This window comes from Cedecea lapagei, assembly GCF_900635955.1.
GTDB classification, from domain to species: domain Bacteria; phylum Pseudomonadota; class Gammaproteobacteria; order Enterobacterales; family Enterobacteriaceae; genus Cedecea; species Cedecea lapagei.
Genome location: NZ_LR134201.1, coordinates 4652794 through 4669173 on the forward strand (window position 1 = coordinate 4652794; position 16380 = coordinate 4669173).

A 16380-nucleotide genomic window follows, 5' to 3' on the forward strand; every position below is an offset into this window, starting at 1 on the left:
ATGCAACTGAATTCCACCGAAATCAGCGAACTGATCAAGCAGCGCATTGCTCAGTTCAATGTTGTGAGTGAAGCTCACAACGAAGGTACTATTGTTTCTGTAAGTGACGGTATTATCCGCGTTCACGGCCTGGCCGATTGTATGCAGGGTGAGATGATTTCCCTGCCGGGAAACCGTTACGCTATCGCACTGAACCTGGAGCGCGACTCCGTAGGTGCTGTAGTGATGGGTCCATACGCTGACCTTGCCGAAGGCATGAAGGTTAAGTGTACTGGCCGTATTCTGGAAGTGCCGGTTGGCCGTGGCCTGCTGGGCCGCGTGGTGAACACCCTGGGTGCGCCAATCGACGGTAAAGGTCCGGTTGATAACGATGGCTTTTCGCCAATCGAAGTTATCGCTCCGGGCGTTATCGAACGTCAGTCCGTCGACCAGCCGGTTCAGACCGGTTATAAATCTGTCGATGCGATGATTCCAATCGGCCGTGGCCAGCGTGAGCTGATCATCGGTGACCGTCAGACCGGTAAAACCGCGATGGCAATCGATGCCATCATCAACCAGCGTGACTCCGGCATTAAATGTGTGTACGTGGCTATCGGCCAGAAAGCGTCCACCATCTCTAACGTGGTTCGTAAACTGGAAGAGCACGGCGCGCTGTCTAACACCATCGTTGTTGTGGCAACCGCTTCTGAATCCGCTGCGCTGCAATACCTGGCGCCATACGCCGGTTGCGCTATGGGCGAATACTTCCGTGACCGCGGTGAAGATGCGCTGATCGTATACGATGACCTGTCTAAACAGGCCGTTGCTTATCGTCAGGTTTCCCTGCTGCTTCGTCGTCCACCAGGCCGTGAAGCGTTCCCGGGCGACGTGTTCTACCTCCACTCCCGTCTGCTGGAGCGCGCATCCCGCGTTAACGCGGAATACGTGGAAGCTTTCACCAAAGGTGAAGTTAAAGGTAAAACCGGCTCCCTGACCGCTCTGCCGATCATCGAAACCCAGGCGGGTGACGTTTCTGCGTTCGTTCCGACCAACGTAATCTCCATTACCGATGGTCAGATCTTCCTGGAAACCAACCTGTTTAACTCCGGTATTCGTCCGGCGGTTAACCCAGGTATTTCGGTATCCCGTGTTGGTGGTGCTGCTCAGACCAAGATCATCAAGAAACTGTCCGGTGGTATCCGTACCGCACTGGCACAGTATCGTGAACTGGCTGCGTTCTCTCAGTTCGCATCCGATCTGGACGAAGCAACCCGTAAACAGCTGAGCCACGGTCAGAAAGTGACCGAGCTGCTGAAACAGAAACAGTATGCCCCAATGTCTGTTGCACAGCAGGGCCTGGTACTGTTCGCGGCTGAACGCGGTTACCTCGAAGACGTGGAACTGGCGAAAATCGGTAGCTTCGAAGCCGCTCTGCTGGCTTACGCTGACCGTGATCACGCTCCGCTGATGCAAGAAATTAACCAGACCGGTGGCTATAACGACGAGATCGAAGGCAAGCTGAAAGGCATCCTCGACTCCTTTAAAGCAACCCAGTCCTGGTAACGTCTTGGCGGCTTGCCTTAGGGCAGGCCGCAAGGCATTGAGGAGAAGCTCATGGCCGGCGCAAAAGAGATACGTAGTAAGATCGCAAGCGTCCAGAACACGCAGAAGATCACCAAAGCGATGGAGATGGTCGCCGCTTCCAAAATGCGTAAATCGCAGGATCGCATGGCGGCCAGCCGTCCTTATGCAGATACCATGCGCAAAGTGATTGGTCACCTTGCCAACGGTAATCTGGAATATAAGCACCCATACCTGGAAGAACGCGACGTTAAGCGCGTGGGCTACCTGGTGGTGTCGACCGATCGTGGTTTGTGCGGCGGTTTGAACATTAACCTGTTCAAAAAAGTGCTGGCGGATATGAAAGAGTGGACCGATAAGGGCGTTCAGAGCGAACTCGCGATGATCGGCTCCAAAGGCGTCTCTTTCTTCAACTCCGTTGGCGGCAACGTGGTTGCTCAGGTGACCGGCATGGGAGATACCCCTTCCCTGTCCGAACTGATCGGCCCGGTGAAGGTGATGCTGCAGGCCTACGACGAAGGTCGTCTGGACAAGCTGTACGTTGTCAGCAACAAATTTGTCAACACCATGTCTCAGGTTCCGACCATCACTCAGCTGCTGCCGTTACCGGCATCAGAAGATGAGGATCTGAAGCGTAAATCCTGGGACTACCTGTACGAACCGGATCCGAAAGCGCTGCTGGACACCCTGCTGCGTCGTTATGTCGAATCGCAGGTTTATCAGGGCGTCGTAGAAAACCTGGCCAGTGAGCAGGCCGCACGTATGGTGGCGATGAAAGCCGCAACCGATAACGGCGGTAGCCTGATTAAAGAGCTGCGGTTGGTCTACAACAAAGCTCGTCAGGCAAGCATTACTCAGGAACTTACCGAAATCGTCGGTGGCGCGTCCGCGGTTTAACCAGGTTATTACCCTGAATAGTTCGGTTTGCAGAAAGGCGGCAACTGAGCGAATCCTCAAGAGCTTACTTAAGTAAGTGACTGAGGTGAGGGAAGGCAGTCAACGCATCTGCAAATTGAAATATGACGGGTAAACGAATTACGTAGAGGATTCAAGATGGCTACTGGAAAGATTGTCCAGGTAATCGGCGCCGTGGTGGACGTCGAGTTCCCTCAGGACGGCGTACCGCGCGTATATGACGCGCTTGAGGTACAGAATAACAGCGAGAAGCTGGTGCTGGAAGTTCAGCAGCAGCTCGGCGGCGGTATCGTACGTACCATCGCAATGGGTTCTTCCGACGGTCTGCGTCGTGGTCTGGAAGTGAAAGACCTCGAGCACCCGATCGAAGTCCCGGTAGGTAAAGCGACTCTGGGTCGTATCATGAACGTGCTGGGTCAGCCAATTGATATGAAAGGCGACATCGGCGAAGAAGATCGTTGGGCGATTCACCGCGCAGCACCTTCCTATGAAGAGCTGTCCAGCTCTCAGGAACTGCTGGAAACCGGCATCAAAGTTATCGACCTGATTTGTCCGTTCGCTAAGGGCGGTAAAGTTGGTCTGTTCGGTGGTGCGGGCGTAGGTAAAACCGTAAACATGATGGAGCTGATCCGTAACATCGCGATCGAGCACTCCGGTTACTCCGTGTTTGCAGGCGTGGGTGAGCGTACTCGTGAGGGTAACGACTTCTACCACGAGATGACCGACTCCAACGTTCTGGACAAAGTTGCACTGGTTTACGGCCAGATGAACGAGCCGCCAGGTAACCGTCTGCGCGTAGCGCTGACCGGTCTGACCATCGCGGAGAAATTCCGTGACGAAGGCCGTGACGTTCTGCTGTTCGTCGATAACATCTATCGTTATACCCTGGCCGGTACAGAAGTTTCTGCACTGCTGGGTCGTATGCCATCTGCGGTAGGTTATCAGCCTACTCTGGCAGAAGAGATGGGTGTTCTTCAGGAGCGTATTACCTCCACCAAGACCGGTTCCATCACTTCCGTACAGGCCGTTTACGTTCCTGCGGATGACTTGACTGACCCGTCTCCGGCGACCACCTTTGCGCACCTGGACTCAACCGTTACGCTGAGCCGCCAGATCGCTTCTCTGGGTATTTACCCGGCAGTAGACCCGCTGGACTCCACCAGCCGTCAGCTGGATCCGCTGGTTGTTGGTCAGGAACACTACGACACCGCGCGTGGCGTTCAGTCCATCCTGCAGCGTTATCAGGAACTGAAAGACATCATCGCCATCCTGGGTATGGACGAACTGTCCGAAGAAGACAAACTGGTTGTAGCACGTGCGCGTAAGATCCAGCGCTTCCTGTCTCAGCCGTTCTTCGTAGCAGAAGTCTTTACCGGTTCTCCAGGCAAATACGTTTCGCTGAAAGATACCATCCGTGGCTTTAAAGGCATCATGGACGGCGAATACGACCATCTGCCAGAGCAGGCGTTCTACATGGTTGGCTCCATCGACGAAGCCGTTGAGAAAGCGAAAAAACTTTAACGCCTAATCGGAGGGTGACATGGCTATGACTTATCACCTGGACGTCGTCAGCGCGGAGAGCCAAATGTTCTCCGGTCTGGTCGAGAAGATCCAGGTAACGGGTAGCGAAGGTGAGCTGGGTATTTACCCGGGTCACGCCCCGCTGCTCACCGCCATTAAGCCTGGTATGATCCGCATCGTGAAGCAGCACGGACATGAAGAGTTTATCTACCTGTCCGGTGGTGTTCTGGAAGTGCAGCCGGGTAACGTAACCGTACTGGCTGACACCGCGATTCGCGGCCAGGATCTCGACGAAGCGCGAGCCCTGGAAGCGAAACGCAAAGCTGAAGAGCACATGCACAGCTCCCACGGTGATGTGGACTACGCTCAGGCTTCTGCTGAACTGGCTAAAGCGATCGCCAAACTGCGCGTTATCGAGTTGACCAAAAAAGCGATGTAACTACCTGCTTGAAAAGACAAATGCCAGTCCGGGAAACCTGACTGGCATTTTTTTATCCATTAGCTTTATTCCACTCTAAAAATAATCGTAAAACCAGTGAGATAGCTCCATTAATGAGTGGTGCAGGCTCAATTTTGGCCTTTAATCCCATGGATTCTGCCGCCGTTGCTGTTATAAAAGAGTCAGAAAACCTTGAGGCGGTTAAATTAGCAGCAGCGTATTTTTTGGTGCAAAATATGTAGAATTTTCAACGCTAAATCGCTTTACTTCACACACTAAACAGATTCAGGACACGTATGTCAAAGAGCGCAATGAGCGTGGTTATCCTTGCTGCCGGCAAAGGAACCCGCATGTATTCCGATCTCCCAAAGGTGCTGCATACCCTGGCAGGAAAGCCAATGGTTCAGCATGTCATTGATGTGGCAAATAAATTAGGTTCCCAGCGGGTCAATCTTGTTTATGGCCACGGCGGCGATCTGTTAAAGCAAACCCTGAGCGACGATTCCCTCAACTGGGTACTGCAGGCTGAACAGCTGGGTACCGGGCATGCCATGCAGATGGCCGCGCCGTTCTTTGCTGATGATGAAGACATCCTGATGCTGTACGGAGACGTACCGTTAATCTCCGTCGAGACGTTACAGCGCCTGCGCGAAGCTCAACCGCAGGGCGGCATCGGTCTGCTGACCGTTAAGCTTGACGATCCTACCGGATACGGACGCATTGCCCGTGAAAACGGCAAGGTGGTCGGCATCGTTGAACATAAAGACGCCAGCGAAGAGCAGCGCAAAATCAACGAAATTAACACCGGGATCCTGGTGGCTAATGGCTCTGACCTGAAGCGCTGGCTCGGCAAGCTTGATAACAATAACGCCCAGGGCGAGTTCTATATTACGGACATTATTGCGCTGGCTCACGGCGAAGGACGTGAAATTGCCGCCGTTCATCCGGAGCGGCTGAGCGAAGTTGAGGGCGTAAACAACCGCCTGCAGCTTTCTCGCCTCGAGCGCGTTTATCAAACCGAGCAGGCCGATAAGCTGCTGTTAGCGGGCGTGATGCTGCGCGATCCGGCTCGTTTCGACCTGCGCGGAGAGTTGATTCACGGGCGCGATATTGAAATTGATACTAACGTCATTGTGGAAGGTCGGGTCACGCTGGGTAACCGCGTGAAGATTGGCACCGGCTGCGTGATTAAAAACGCGACCATCGGCGATGACTGCGAAATTAGCCCGTACAGCGTTGTTGAAGATGCGACCCTGGAAGCCGCCTGCACCATCGGGCCATTTGCTCGCCTGCGTCCGGGTGCGGAGCTGGCCGAAGGTGCTCACGTTGGCAACTTCGTTGAGATGAAGAAAGCGCGTCTGGGCAAAGGTTCCAAAGCCGGCCATCTGAGCTATCTGGGCGATGCCGATATTGGCGACAACGTCAATATTGGGGCGGGCACCATTACCTGTAACTACGATGGCGCGAACAAACACAAAACCATTATCGGTGATGATGTGTTTGTGGGTTCTGATACCCAGCTGGTGGCGCCGGTTACCGTGGCTCGTGGCGTGACTATTGCCGCCGGTACCACCGTTACGCGCGACGTGGCTGAAAATGAATTGGTGATCAGTCGCGTAAAACAGAAACACATTCAGGGCTGGCAGCGCCCGGTGAAGAAAAAGTAGCGGTAGTTTTCTCCCTCGCCCCTTTGGGGAGAGGGCCGGGGTGAGGGGATAACATAATCCTCCCCCCAAAAGCAGTACCCATAAAAATAACCCCACTCTCTACAAGGCTCGGGGTGCCCGGAAAGGGCAAATACAGGTCAGCGACAACACATGGCTAACGCCATTATCAGGACTTAAAAATTATGTGTGGAATTGTTGGCGCAGTAGCGCAACGTGATATCGCTGAAATCCTTCTTGAAGGACTACGTCGTCTGGAATACCGCGGCTATGACTCTGCGGGCCTGGCGGTCGTGGATGACAAAGGTCATATGACCCGTCTGCGTCGTCTGGGTAAAGTGCAGAAGCTGGCGGAAGCCGCCGCGGAAACCGCGCTGCATGGCGGAACCGGTATCGCACACACCCGTTGGGCAACCCACGGCGAACCTTCAGAAATTAATGCTCACCCACATGTATCAGACCATATTGTGGTGGTGCATAACGGGATTATCGAAAACCACGAGCCGCTGCGTGAAGCGCTGCAGTCGCGTGGCTACACGTTTGTCTCCCAGACGGATACCGAAGTTATTGCTCACCTGGTGCACTGGGAGCTTGAGCAAGGTGGCACGCTGCGTGAAGCGGTACTCCGTACTATTCCTCAGCTTCGCGGCGCTTACGGCACCGTGATTATGGATACCCGCAACCCTGATGTTCTGCTGGCTGCTCGTTCCGGTAGCCCGATGGTTATCGGCCTGGGTATGGGCGAAAACTTTATTGCCTCTGACCAGCTTGCACTTCTACCGGTGACCCGTCGCTTTATCTTCCTGGAAGAGGGCGATATTGCCGAAGTGACCCGCCGCGCGGTCACTATCTTTGATACCGAAGGCCAGCAGGTTGAGCGCCCGGACATCGAATCTAATCTGCAGTATGACGCGGGCGACAAAGGTCTTTATCGCCACTATATGCAGAAAGAGATCTACGAACAGCCAAACGCTATCAAAAATACGCTTGCCGGGCGCATCAGCCATGGCGAAGTGGATCTGACGGAGCTGGGGCCAAAAGCCAATGAAATGCTCTCTCAGGTCGAGCATATTCAAATCGTAGCCTGCGGGACCTCCTATAACTCCGGTATGGTTTCTCGCTACTGGTTCGAAGCGCTGGCCGGCGTGCCTTGCGATGTCGAAATCGCCTCTGAATTCCGCTACCGCAAATCTGCGGTTCGTCGCAACAGCCTGATGATCACCCTTTCCCAGTCTGGCGAAACGGCGGACACCCTGGCGGCCCTGCGCCTGTCTAAAGAGCTGGGTTATCTCGGCTCGCTGGCGATTTGTAACGTGGCAGGTTCCTCTCTGGTGCGTGAATCTGATCTGGCGCTGATGACCAATGCCGGAACGGAAATCGGCGTGGCTTCAACCAAAGCGTTCACCACCCAGCTCACTGTTCTGCTGATGCTGGTGGCGAAGCTGAGCCGCCTGAAGGGCGCTGATGCCCAGATCGAGCACGATATCGTGCATGGCCTGCAGGCGCTGCCAAGCCGCATCGAGCAGATGCTGTCTCAGGACAAGCGCATCGAGCAACTGGCGGAAGATTTCTCCGACAAGCATCATGCGCTGTTCCTCGGCCGTGGCGATCAATACCCGATCGCGATGGAAGGCGCGCTGAAGCTGAAAGAGATCTCCTACATTCACGCCGAAGCCTATGCTGCCGGTGAGCTGAAGCATGGCCCGCTGGCGCTGATCGACGCCGATATGCCGGTCATTGTGGTGGCACCGAACAACGAACTGTTGGAAAAACTGAAATCCAACATCGAGGAAGTTCGCGCCCGCGGCGGCCAGCTGTACGTTTTCGCCGACCGCGACGCCGGCTTTACCAGCAGCGACAACATGCACATCATCGAGATGCCGCATGTGGAAGAGGTGATTGCCCCAATCTTCTACACCGTGCCGCTGCAGCTGCTCTCCTACCATGTGGCGCTGATCAAAGGCACCGATGTGGACCAGCCGCGTAACCTCGCGAAATCGGTCACAGTGGAATAATAGAAAAGCCCCTCGTTGAGGGGCTTTTTTTCGTTATTTGATTTTTTGACTCAGGTCGCTTACTTGCCGCGCAAGTTGTTCGTTATCCCGCTTCAGGTTGTCCATTTTTGACTGTTGCTCGTTGGCTTTTGATTCCATCTGGGACATTTTGTTTTTCATCTCATCCAGCTTGCGTTCCTGTTCATCCATTTTCCTGACGCTATCGTCGTAATTTGACTGTAGTTTTTCCAGGCGATTCTTCATCTCGATAAGCGTGTTTTCATTAATGGATGTTGGGACGAGGGTATTTGCCCCGGAAAAGGCGGCGAGCGTGGAGGTGAAAGAGTCAGTATTTATAGCCTCAACGGCATTAGCATGGACCGTAGAAGCTGTCATAAAGAGTGACATCGTACATAATACAGACAGATAAGCTTTCATTGTTCATCTCCTTTTTAAACAAACCTATTTTAACTATGCTTTTAAAAACATAGAGTTGTATTTTTTTTATGATTCGAAATTCATTGTCATAAAAATGTCATAATTCGTACATTTAACTGTCACCAAACTGTCCTATTTTCTACCCTGTATTTAATTAAACAATAATTTACGAACATCTGGCAGGAGACATTATGAACGTTATGCGTACCACTGTCGCAACTGTTGTCACCGCGACCTTATCTCTGAGCGCTTCTACTGCGTTTGCAGCTGCAAGCCTGACTGGCGCTGGTGCAACTTTCCCTGCGCCGGTGTATGCCAAGTGGGCAGATACCTACCAGAAAGAAACTGGTAACAAGGTGAACTACCAGGGTATCGGTTCCTCCGGCGGCGTGAAGCAAATCATTGCTAACACCGTTGACTTCGGCGCTTCTGATGCCCCTCTGGCGGATGACAAATTACAGCAAGAAGGCCTGTTCCAGTTCCCTACCGTTATCGGCGGCGTGGTGCTGGCGGTTAACCTGCCGGGCTTCAAGTCTGGCGAGCTGGTTCTGGACGGCAAAACCCTGGGCGACATCTACCTGGGTACTATCAAAAAGTGGAACGACCCGGCGATTGCTAAGCTGAACCCTGGCCACAAACTGCCGGATCAGAACATCGCGGTTGTTCGTCGCGCTGACGGCTCCGGTACTTCTTTCGTGTTCACCAGCTACCTGTCTAAAGTGAACGACGAGTGGAAATCCAAAATCGGTGCAGGCTCTACCGTTAACTGGCCAACCGGTCTGGGCGGTAAAGGCAACGACGGCATCGCGGCCTTCGTACAGCGTCTGCCTGGATCCATCGGCTACGTTGAATACGCTTACGCTAAGCAGAACAACCTGACTTACACCAAGCTGCTGTCCGCTGACGGTAAGCCAGTAAGCCCGACTGAAGCAAACTTTGCTAATGCGGCTAAAGGCGCTGACTGGAGCAAATCCTTCGCACAGGATCTGACTAACCAGAAAGGTGACGAAGCCTGGCCAATCACCTCCACCACCTTCATCCTGGTCCACAAAGAGCAGAAAAACCCTGAGCAGGGCGCAGAAGTGCTTAAGTTCTTTGACTGGGCATACAAATCTGGCGCGAAAGAAGCTAACGCCCTGGATTACGCAACGCTGCCGGCCTCTGTGGTTGAGCAAGTTCGCGCTGCATGGAAAACCAATGTAAAAGACAGCTCCGGTAAGGCGCTGTACTAAGTGCAAAAATCCGGGGTAACAGGTATGTTACCCCGGTTTATTCAGCAACCACGAAGAGTACGCTATGGCTGTGACTAAGCCGACGTTTAAAGCCCCTGGCAAACAAGGCGATGTAATTTTCAGTGCGCTGGTAAGACTGGCTGCGCTGATTGTGCTATTTCTGCTGGGTGGGATTATCATCTCGCTGTTTATCTCCTCGCTGCCGAGCATTGAGAAGTTTGGCTTCTCCTTCCTCTGGTCCAAAGAGTGGGATGCCCCTAACGAAGTTTTCGGCGCGCTGGTGCCGATTTACGGAACCCTCGTCACCTCGTTTATCGCGCTGCTGATTGCGGTGCCGGTGAGCTTTGGTATTGCCCTGTTCCTGACAGAACTTGCGCCCGGCTGGCTGAAGCGCCCGCTGGGTATCGCCATTGAACTGCTGGCGGCCATTCCAAGTATCGTGTACGGCATGTGGGGCCTGTTTATCTTTGCTCCCCTGTTCGCGACCTACTTCCAGGAGCCTGTAGGCAACGTGCTTTCCGCCGTGCCTATCGTTGGTGCCCTGTTCTCTGGCCCTGCGTTTGGTATCGGCATTCTTGCCGCCGGCGTGATCCTCGCGATTATGATCATCCCGTACATCGCTTCCGTGATGCGCGATGTTTTCGAGCAAACGCCGGTGATGATGAAAGAGTCGGCCTACGGTATCGGCTGCACCACCTGGGAAGTTATCTGGCGCATCGTTCTGCCGTTCACCAAAAACGGCGTGATCGGCGGCGTGATGCTCGGTCTGGGCCGCGCGCTGGGTGAAACCATGGCGGTAACCTTTATCATCGGTAACACCTACCAGCTCGACAGCGCCTCGCTGTATATGCCGGGCAACAGCATTACCTCTGCGCTGGCTAACGAATTCGCCGAAGCGGAATCTGGCCTGCATACCGCTGCGCTGATGGAGCTTGGCTTAATCCTGTTTGTGATTACCTTTATCGTACTGGCTATCTCTAAGTTCATGATTATGCGCCTGGCGAAAAACGAAGGGGCTCGCTCATGACCACGATGGAAATGCAAAGCAGCGCCGCGCTGGCTGAGTCGCGCCGCAAAATGCAGGCTCGCCGCCGCATGAAAAACCGCATCGCCCTGACGCTCTCTATGGCGACGATGGCGTTCGGTCTGTTCTGGCTGGTGTGGATCCTGTTCTCCACGGTGACCCGCGGCATCGACGGCATGTCGCTGGCGCTGTTTACCGAAATGACGCCGCCGCCAAATACCGCGGGCGGCGGTCTGGCGAACGCCCTGGCGGGCAGCGGCCTGCTGATCCTGTGGGCGACCGTTATCGGTACGCCGCTGGGCATCATGGCCGGGATTTATCTGGCGGAGTATGGCCGTAAGTCTGCGCTGGCCGAGGTGATTCGTTTTATTAACGACATTCTTCTGTCCGCGCCGTCGATTGTGGTCGGCCTGTTTGTTTACACCATCGTAGTGGCGAAAATGGAGCACTTCTCCGGCTGGGCGGGCGTGATTGCGCTGGCGCTGCTGCAGGTACCTATCGTCATTCGTACCACCGAAAACATGCTGAAACTGGTGCCGGATAGTCTGCGCGAAGCGGCTTACGCGCTGGGAACACCAAAATGGAAGATGATCTCCGCGATTACGCTGAAAGCGTCCGTCTCCGGGATTATCACCGGCGTGCTGCTGGCAATTGCCCGTATCGCTGGCGAAACCGCACCGCTGCTCTTCACCTCCCTCTCCAACCAGTTCTGGAGCACGGACATGATGCAGCCCATCGCCAACCTGCCGGTGACCATTTTCAAATTTGCTATGAGCCCGTTTGCCGAGTGGCAACAGCTGGCCTGGGCTGGGGTGCTGATCATTACCCTCTGCGTACTGCTGCTGAACATTCTGGCGCGCGTGATTTTCTCGAAGAGTAAACACGGTTAAATTTTACGGCGCGGCCCTCGCGGCGCCGGACGGAGATTAAGAAACAGATGAGTAAGGTTGATTTAGCCCCAGGCAAAATCCAGGTTCGTGACCTGAACTTCTACTACGGTAAGTTCCACGCCCTGAAAAACATCAATCTGGATATCGCGAAGAACCAGGTTACCGCCTTCATTGGGCCGTCAGGCTGTGGTAAATCCACCCTGCTGCGTACCTTTAACAAAATGTACTCGCTCTACCCTGAGCAGCGTGCAGAAGGTGAAATCCTGCTGGATGGGGAAAATATCCTCACCCAGAGCCAGGATATCGCCCTGCTGCGCGCAAAGGTTGGTATGGTCTTCCAGAAGCCGACGCCGTTCCCGATGTCCATCTATGACAACATCGCTTTTGGCGTGCGCCTGTTTGAGAAGCTGTCCCGCAGCGATATGGATGAGCGCGTGCAGTGGGCGTTGACGAAAGCTGCGCTGTGGAACGAAACTAAAGATAAACTGCACCAGAGCGGCTACAGCCTTTCTGGTGGTCAGCAGCAGCGTCTGTGCATCGCTCGTGGTATCGCGATTCGCCCTGAAGTTCTGCTGCTGGATGAGCCGTGCTCCGCGCTTGACCCGATTTCAACCGGGCGTATTGAAGAGCTGATCACCGAGCTCAAAGAAGACTATACCGTAGTGATCGTGACCCACAACATGCAGCAGGCGGCGCGTTGTTCTGACCACACGGCGTTTATGTACCTCGGCGAGCTGATCGAGTTCAGCGAAACCGACACGCTGTTTACTACGCCAGCGAAGAAACAAACCGAAGATTACATTACTGGCCGCTACGGTTGATTGGAGAGCGCGATGGATAACCTCAACTTAAACAAACATATTTCCGGCCAGTTCAACGCCGAGCTGGAGTACATTCGTACTCAGGTGATGACGATGGGCGGGCTGGTGGAGCAGCAGCTCTCCGACGCGATCACCGCGATGCACAACCAGGATAGCGAGCTGGCGAAGCGCGTTATTGCCGGCGATCAGAAGGTCAACATGATGGAAGTGGCGATCGATGAAGCCTGCGTGCGCATCATCGCTAAACGCCAGCCCACCGCCAGCGACCTGCGTCTGGTGATGGCGATCATCAAAACCATCGCCGAGCTGGAACGTATTGGTGACGTAGCGGACAAAATCTGCCGCACCGCGCTGGAGAAATTCTCCCAGCAGCACCAGCCGCTGCTGGTCAGCCTGGAATCGCTGGGTCGCCACACCGTGCAGATGCTGCATGACGTGCTGGACGCCTTTGCGCGTATGGATCTGGATGAAGCAGTGCGTATCTACCGCGAAGATAAGAAAGTGGACCAGGAATATGAAGGCATCGTGCGCCAGCTGATGACCTACATGATGGAAGACTCCCGCACTATTCCAAGCGTGCTGACCGCGCTGTTCTGCGCCCGTTCCATCGAGCGCATCGGCGACCGCTGCCAGAACATCTGCGAATACATCTTCTACTTCGTGAAGGGGCAGGACTTCCGTCACGTGGGCGGCGATGAGCTGGACAAGCTGCTGGCGGGTAAAGATCCGAAAGAGTAAGTGCTCTTCTTTTCTGTCACCCTCTCCCCTGTAGGGAGAGGGCCGGGGTGAGGGGCCGCTACTTCCCGATCAAACGCCGCGAATTATCCTCGATCTTTCCTGAAATACGCCTTTTCTGCATCGTTCTGCTCCAGCTTACCGATAACCCTGCCGCCGACAGCAGCCGGTGATACTGCGAATCATCAAATGGCATATGCCAGGCGATGGCGATAGCCTCTGCCACCGTCACGTCGCTAATGCGCGATACCAGCTCAAGCGGCGCATCGGCGTAAACACTCCCCGCCAGAACCACGCGGTAAAGCCAGCCGCAGTGACCCGCTTCCTGCATCCGCGACGCCATATCCTCTACGCCAAAATGATAGTTAAGCTTAAAGCACGGCGAGCGAGGCTGGGTCACCTGAATCAGCGCCTCCCCCCAGCGGTAGATATCGCCCATATAGACGTTTTTTTCCGTCATCCCTTGTGTAGACAGGTTTTCGCCGAACGCTGGGGCATTAAACAGCTCCGCTTTATCCGGGAAGATTTGCGCCCAGTGCTGATAATGCTCGCGCGGATAGTGGCACAGCGCCCTGTCCGGCCCGCCGTGAACCACCTTCTCCGCCTGCTCATCTCCCTCAAGCCCGAGCTCGGTCAGGCGAAGCTCACCGTCCACCTGAATCTTGGCGATGGCGCTTGGCCTGCTCCCTTCGTAATCACGAATCTGACCAGCATAAACCTGAAGTGGATAGCGGTGCATTAGCGACTCCCTGCGTTGCGGACATAAAAAAAGCGAGCCATCAGGCTCGCTTCTCTACGGTCGTATTGCAACCTTATTTTTTAGCGGCGAAACGCGCTGCTGCTTCGTCCCAGTTAACCACGTTCCAGAACTCTTTAGCGTAGTCCGGGCGACGGTTCTGGAATTTCAGGTAATAAGCGTGTTCCCAAACGTCCAGGCCCACAATCGGGAAGCCGGAAGCGCCGGAGATAGCTTCACCCATCAGCGGGCTATCCTGGTTTGCAGTAGAGACTACAGCCAGTTTGTCGCCTTTCAGTACCAGCCACGCCCAGCCGGAGCCGAAACGGGTAGCGGCAGCTTTTTCGAACTCAGCTTTGAACGCGTCAACGCTGCCGAAATCGCGCTCGATAGCGGCTTTCAGATCGCCTTTCAGCTCGGTACCTTTTTTCAGGCCTTTCCAGAAGAAGCTGTGGTTAGCGTGGCCGCCGGCGTTGTTACGCAGTACGGTTTTCTTATCAGCAGGCAGCTGATCCAGCTTGGCGATCAGCTCTTCAGCAGACAGGCTGGCAAACTCAGGCAGGGATTCCAGCGCGGCGTTCGCGTTGTTGACATAGGCCTGGTGATGTTTGCTGTGGTGGATTTCCATGGTTTCTTTGTCGAAATGCGGTTCCAGCGCGTCGTAAGCGTAAGGCAGGGATGGCAGTGTATAGCTCATATTCATCGTCTCCATTAACGTAGAGCGGCTGTAATGCTGTTAACGCCGCGTAATCAGTCGGTTCATTATAGTTAATTAAATGATATTGAAAATGTTTATCAATGCCGCACTTAGCTTATGGTTATAATTTTTCTTCATGAAACCGGGGTTTACGGCTATAACGCAGCGGGTAAAAAGCTTTGTGCAGAGGGTAAACGAGGCGTGTTACCTGAGTATGACGGAGGAGGAAGTAGAGGTAAATTGGCTCCGCCTATAGGCAGAGCCGGTGCATTTATTACTGGCGGGCCGCATCTTCCAGCGCTTTGTGGATAACCGAAGAGAGCTCCGCCACGTCGAACTTGGCGACATAGCCGTTGGCGCCGACTTTACGCACGTGATCTTCGTTGGCGCTGCCGGAAAGGGAAGAGTGGATCACTACCGGGATATGCTTCAGCGTAGGCTCGGTTTTGATATTGCGGGTCAGGGTAAAACCGTCCATCTCCGGCATCTCGATGTCGGTCAGCACCAGGCCAATTTTATCGGTGATCGGCGTGCCGGAGGCTTTTGCATCGGCGGCGATGACTTTGATTTTTTCCCATGCTTCCAGCCCTGTAGCGTGCATGATGGCCGGAATCCCCATCCCCTTCAGCCCCTGCTCCAGCATCGAACGTGCGACTTTGGAATCTTCGGCAACGATAGCCACCGCGCCGGGCTTCAGAGTATAGGTTTTCTCTTCGATGGCCGCGATATTCACATCCCTGCCGGACGGAATGATGTCATAGAGGATCTGCTCCACGTCCAGCACCAGCGCCAGGTCTTTGCCGGTCAGCGGATCGTCAATATTAGCGATGCTGGTGATATTGCGGCTGCTGACCCCGGCTTCGGCGGCATGTACCTGGCTCCAGTCGAGGCGAATAATATTCTCCACGGATTCCACGGCAAAAGCCTGCGTGCTGCGGGCATATTCGGTGATCAGTAATAAATTTAAGCCGGTGGTGGGCGTGCAGCCGGTCACGGCAGGCAGGTCGATAACCGGGATTATCTGGTCACGAATGTTGGCCATTCCGAGCAGCGGCGACTCCATGCCTGCGGCACGGTTAATCTTCGGCATCGGGACAATCTCACGCAGCTTAAAGACGTTGATACCGTACAGCTCGGACTTGCTGTCGTGCTGGCCTGTGCCTAAACGGAACAGCAGAAGCTCGAACTTGTTGGATAACGCCAGGTTGGCCCTTTCATCGATATCTTTCTGAAAACTATCCATCTTAACCTCAAGTGATAACCCGGCCTAAGAACCCAACCGTACGGAGTGAATGCTCTGCATAGGTTATCGGCAGCAAAAGAAAAAAATGGAGGGGGCGAAAGAATATTTTATCCGGCGTATTTTAATGAAATTAATAGAGCGATGAGCATTAATAACTTAACGATATTTCCTCAATAAATGTTATGGCCCAAAAACGGACTGGTTTTATATTGGGAGCGTATTAAGAAAATTCAGTGCTGATTATAAGTCAGAGGATTAACTCCAAAGAGTTAGTTTCTTTTAAGTTCTATAATAAACAGGTTGATAGCCTTGTTTTTGGTGTTAAATTCTAATTTTTTGTCTATTTTGGTTTTTTATTTTGATGTAATAAATCATGTCTATTTTTTAGTTTAAATCTCTGAATGTGTTGTGTTTTTTGTGTTTTTATTCTGCGGAACTGGCTTAGTTTTTGTTATAGTTCTTTTTCGTTGT

15 protein-coding genes are annotated in these 16380 nt (G+C 53.8%); 11 read left to right on the top strand and 4 right to left on the bottom strand.

Annotation, left to right across the window (positions count from 1 at the left end):
• The 6 genes from atpA (at position 1) to glmS (ending at position 8114) form a co-directional block, all read left to right on the top strand.
• Positions 1 to 1542, top strand: a complete 1542-nt coding sequence (atpA, locus tag EL098_RS22595; RefSeq protein WP_008457747.1) for a F0F1 ATP synthase subunit alpha — start codon at positions 1 to 3, stop codon at positions 1540 to 1542.
• A 51-nt stretch (positions 1543 to 1593) separates the two neighbouring features.
• Complete coding sequence (gene atpG, locus EL098_RS22600) at positions 1594 to 2457, top strand: F0F1 ATP synthase subunit gamma (RefSeq protein WP_126358233.1); 864 nt, start codon at positions 1594 to 1596, stop codon at positions 2455 to 2457.
• A gap of 156 nt (positions 2458 to 2613) precedes the next feature.
• The gene (atpD, locus tag EL098_RS22605) at positions 2614 to 3996 is read left to right on the top strand and encodes a F0F1 ATP synthase subunit beta (protein WP_126358234.1); all 1383 of its coding nucleotides are present in this window, start codon (positions 2614 to 2616) and stop codon (positions 3994 to 3996) included.
• A gap of 19 nt (positions 3997 to 4015) precedes the next feature.
• Positions 4016 to 4435, top strand: a complete 420-nt coding sequence (locus EL098_RS22610; RefSeq protein WP_126358235.1) for a F0F1 ATP synthase subunit epsilon — start codon at positions 4016 to 4018, stop codon at positions 4433 to 4435.
• Between the two features lie 296 nt (positions 4436 to 4731).
• Positions 4732 to 6102 carry a bifunctional UDP-N-acetylglucosamine diphosphorylase/glucosamine-1-phosphate N-acetyltransferase GlmU gene (gene glmU, locus EL098_RS22615; RefSeq protein WP_126358236.1) on the top strand — a complete coding sequence of 457 codons (1371 nt, stop codon included), beginning with the start codon at positions 4732 to 4734 and terminating at the stop codon, positions 6100 to 6102.
• Positions 6103 to 6284: 182 nt separating this feature from the next.
• On the top strand, positions 6285 to 8114 hold the full coding sequence (glmS, locus tag EL098_RS22620; RefSeq protein WP_126358237.1) for a glutamine--fructose-6-phosphate transaminase (isomerizing): 1830 nt from the start codon (positions 6285 to 6287) through the stop codon (positions 8112 to 8114).
• A 33-nt stretch (positions 8115 to 8147) separates the two neighbouring features.
• On the opposite strand, the gene EL098_RS22625 is transcribed toward glmS, so the two are convergent.
• The gene (locus EL098_RS22625) at positions 8148 to 8531 is read right to left on the bottom strand and encodes a hypothetical protein (RefSeq protein ID WP_126358238.1); all 384 of its coding nucleotides are present in this window, start codon (positions 8529 to 8531) and stop codon (positions 8148 to 8150) included.
• A 191-nt stretch (positions 8532 to 8722) separates the two neighbouring features.
• Here EL098_RS22625 and pstS point away from each other — a divergent pair, with 191 nt between their 5' ends.
• From pstS to phoU, 5 genes are all read left to right on the top strand, one after another.
• Positions 8723 to 9763: a phosphate ABC transporter substrate-binding protein PstS gene (gene pstS, locus EL098_RS22630; RefSeq protein WP_126358239.1), complete on the top strand. Its 1041-nt coding sequence runs from the start codon at positions 8723 to 8725 to the stop codon at positions 9761 to 9763.
• A gap of 64 nt (positions 9764 to 9827) precedes the next feature.
• A complete protein-coding gene (gene pstC, locus EL098_RS22635) occupies positions 9828 to 10790 on the top strand; it encodes a phosphate ABC transporter permease PstC (RefSeq protein WP_008457726.1) in 963 nt (320 codons plus the stop codon).
• Positions 10787 to 11677 (top strand): phosphate ABC transporter permease PstA, encoded by an 891-nt coding sequence (gene pstA / locus EL098_RS22640; protein ID WP_038477343.1) that lies wholly within the window; start codon positions 10787 to 10789, stop codon positions 11675 to 11677. Before pstC ends, pstA begins: the two co-directional genes overlap by 4 nt.
• 47 nt (positions 11678 to 11724) lie before the next feature.
• Positions 11725 to 12498 (top strand): phosphate ABC transporter ATP-binding protein PstB, encoded by a 774-nt coding sequence (pstB, locus tag EL098_RS22645; RefSeq protein ID WP_008457722.1) that lies wholly within the window; start codon positions 11725 to 11727, stop codon positions 12496 to 12498.
• Between the two features lie 12 nt (positions 12499 to 12510).
• Positions 12511 to 13236, top strand: a complete 726-nt coding sequence (phoU, locus tag EL098_RS22650) for a phosphate signaling complex protein PhoU (protein ID WP_008457720.1) — start codon at positions 12511 to 12513, stop codon at positions 13234 to 13236.
• Positions 13237 to 13294: 58 nt separating this feature from the next.
• On the opposite strand, the gene yiiM is transcribed toward phoU, so the two are convergent.
• The 3 genes from yiiM to EL098_RS22665 all read right to left on the bottom strand — a co-directional run bounded on the left by yiiM (position 13295) and on the right by EL098_RS22665 (position 15909).
• Complete coding sequence (gene yiiM, locus EL098_RS22655) at positions 13295 to 13972, bottom strand: 6-hydroxyaminopurine reductase (protein ID WP_126358240.1); 678 nt, start codon at positions 13970 to 13972, stop codon at positions 13295 to 13297.
• Positions 13973 to 14045: 73 nt separating this feature from the next.
• Positions 14046 to 14666, bottom strand: a complete 621-nt coding sequence (gene sodA, locus EL098_RS22660) for a superoxide dismutase [Mn] (RefSeq protein ID WP_008457716.1) — start codon at positions 14664 to 14666, stop codon at positions 14046 to 14048.
• 274 nt (positions 14667 to 14940) lie between these two features.
• On the bottom strand, positions 14941 to 15909 hold the full coding sequence (locus EL098_RS22665) for a chemotaxis protein (RefSeq protein ID WP_126358241.1): 969 nt from the start codon (positions 15907 to 15909) through the stop codon (positions 14941 to 14943).
• Between the last annotated feature and the right edge of the window lie 471 nt (positions 15910 to 16380).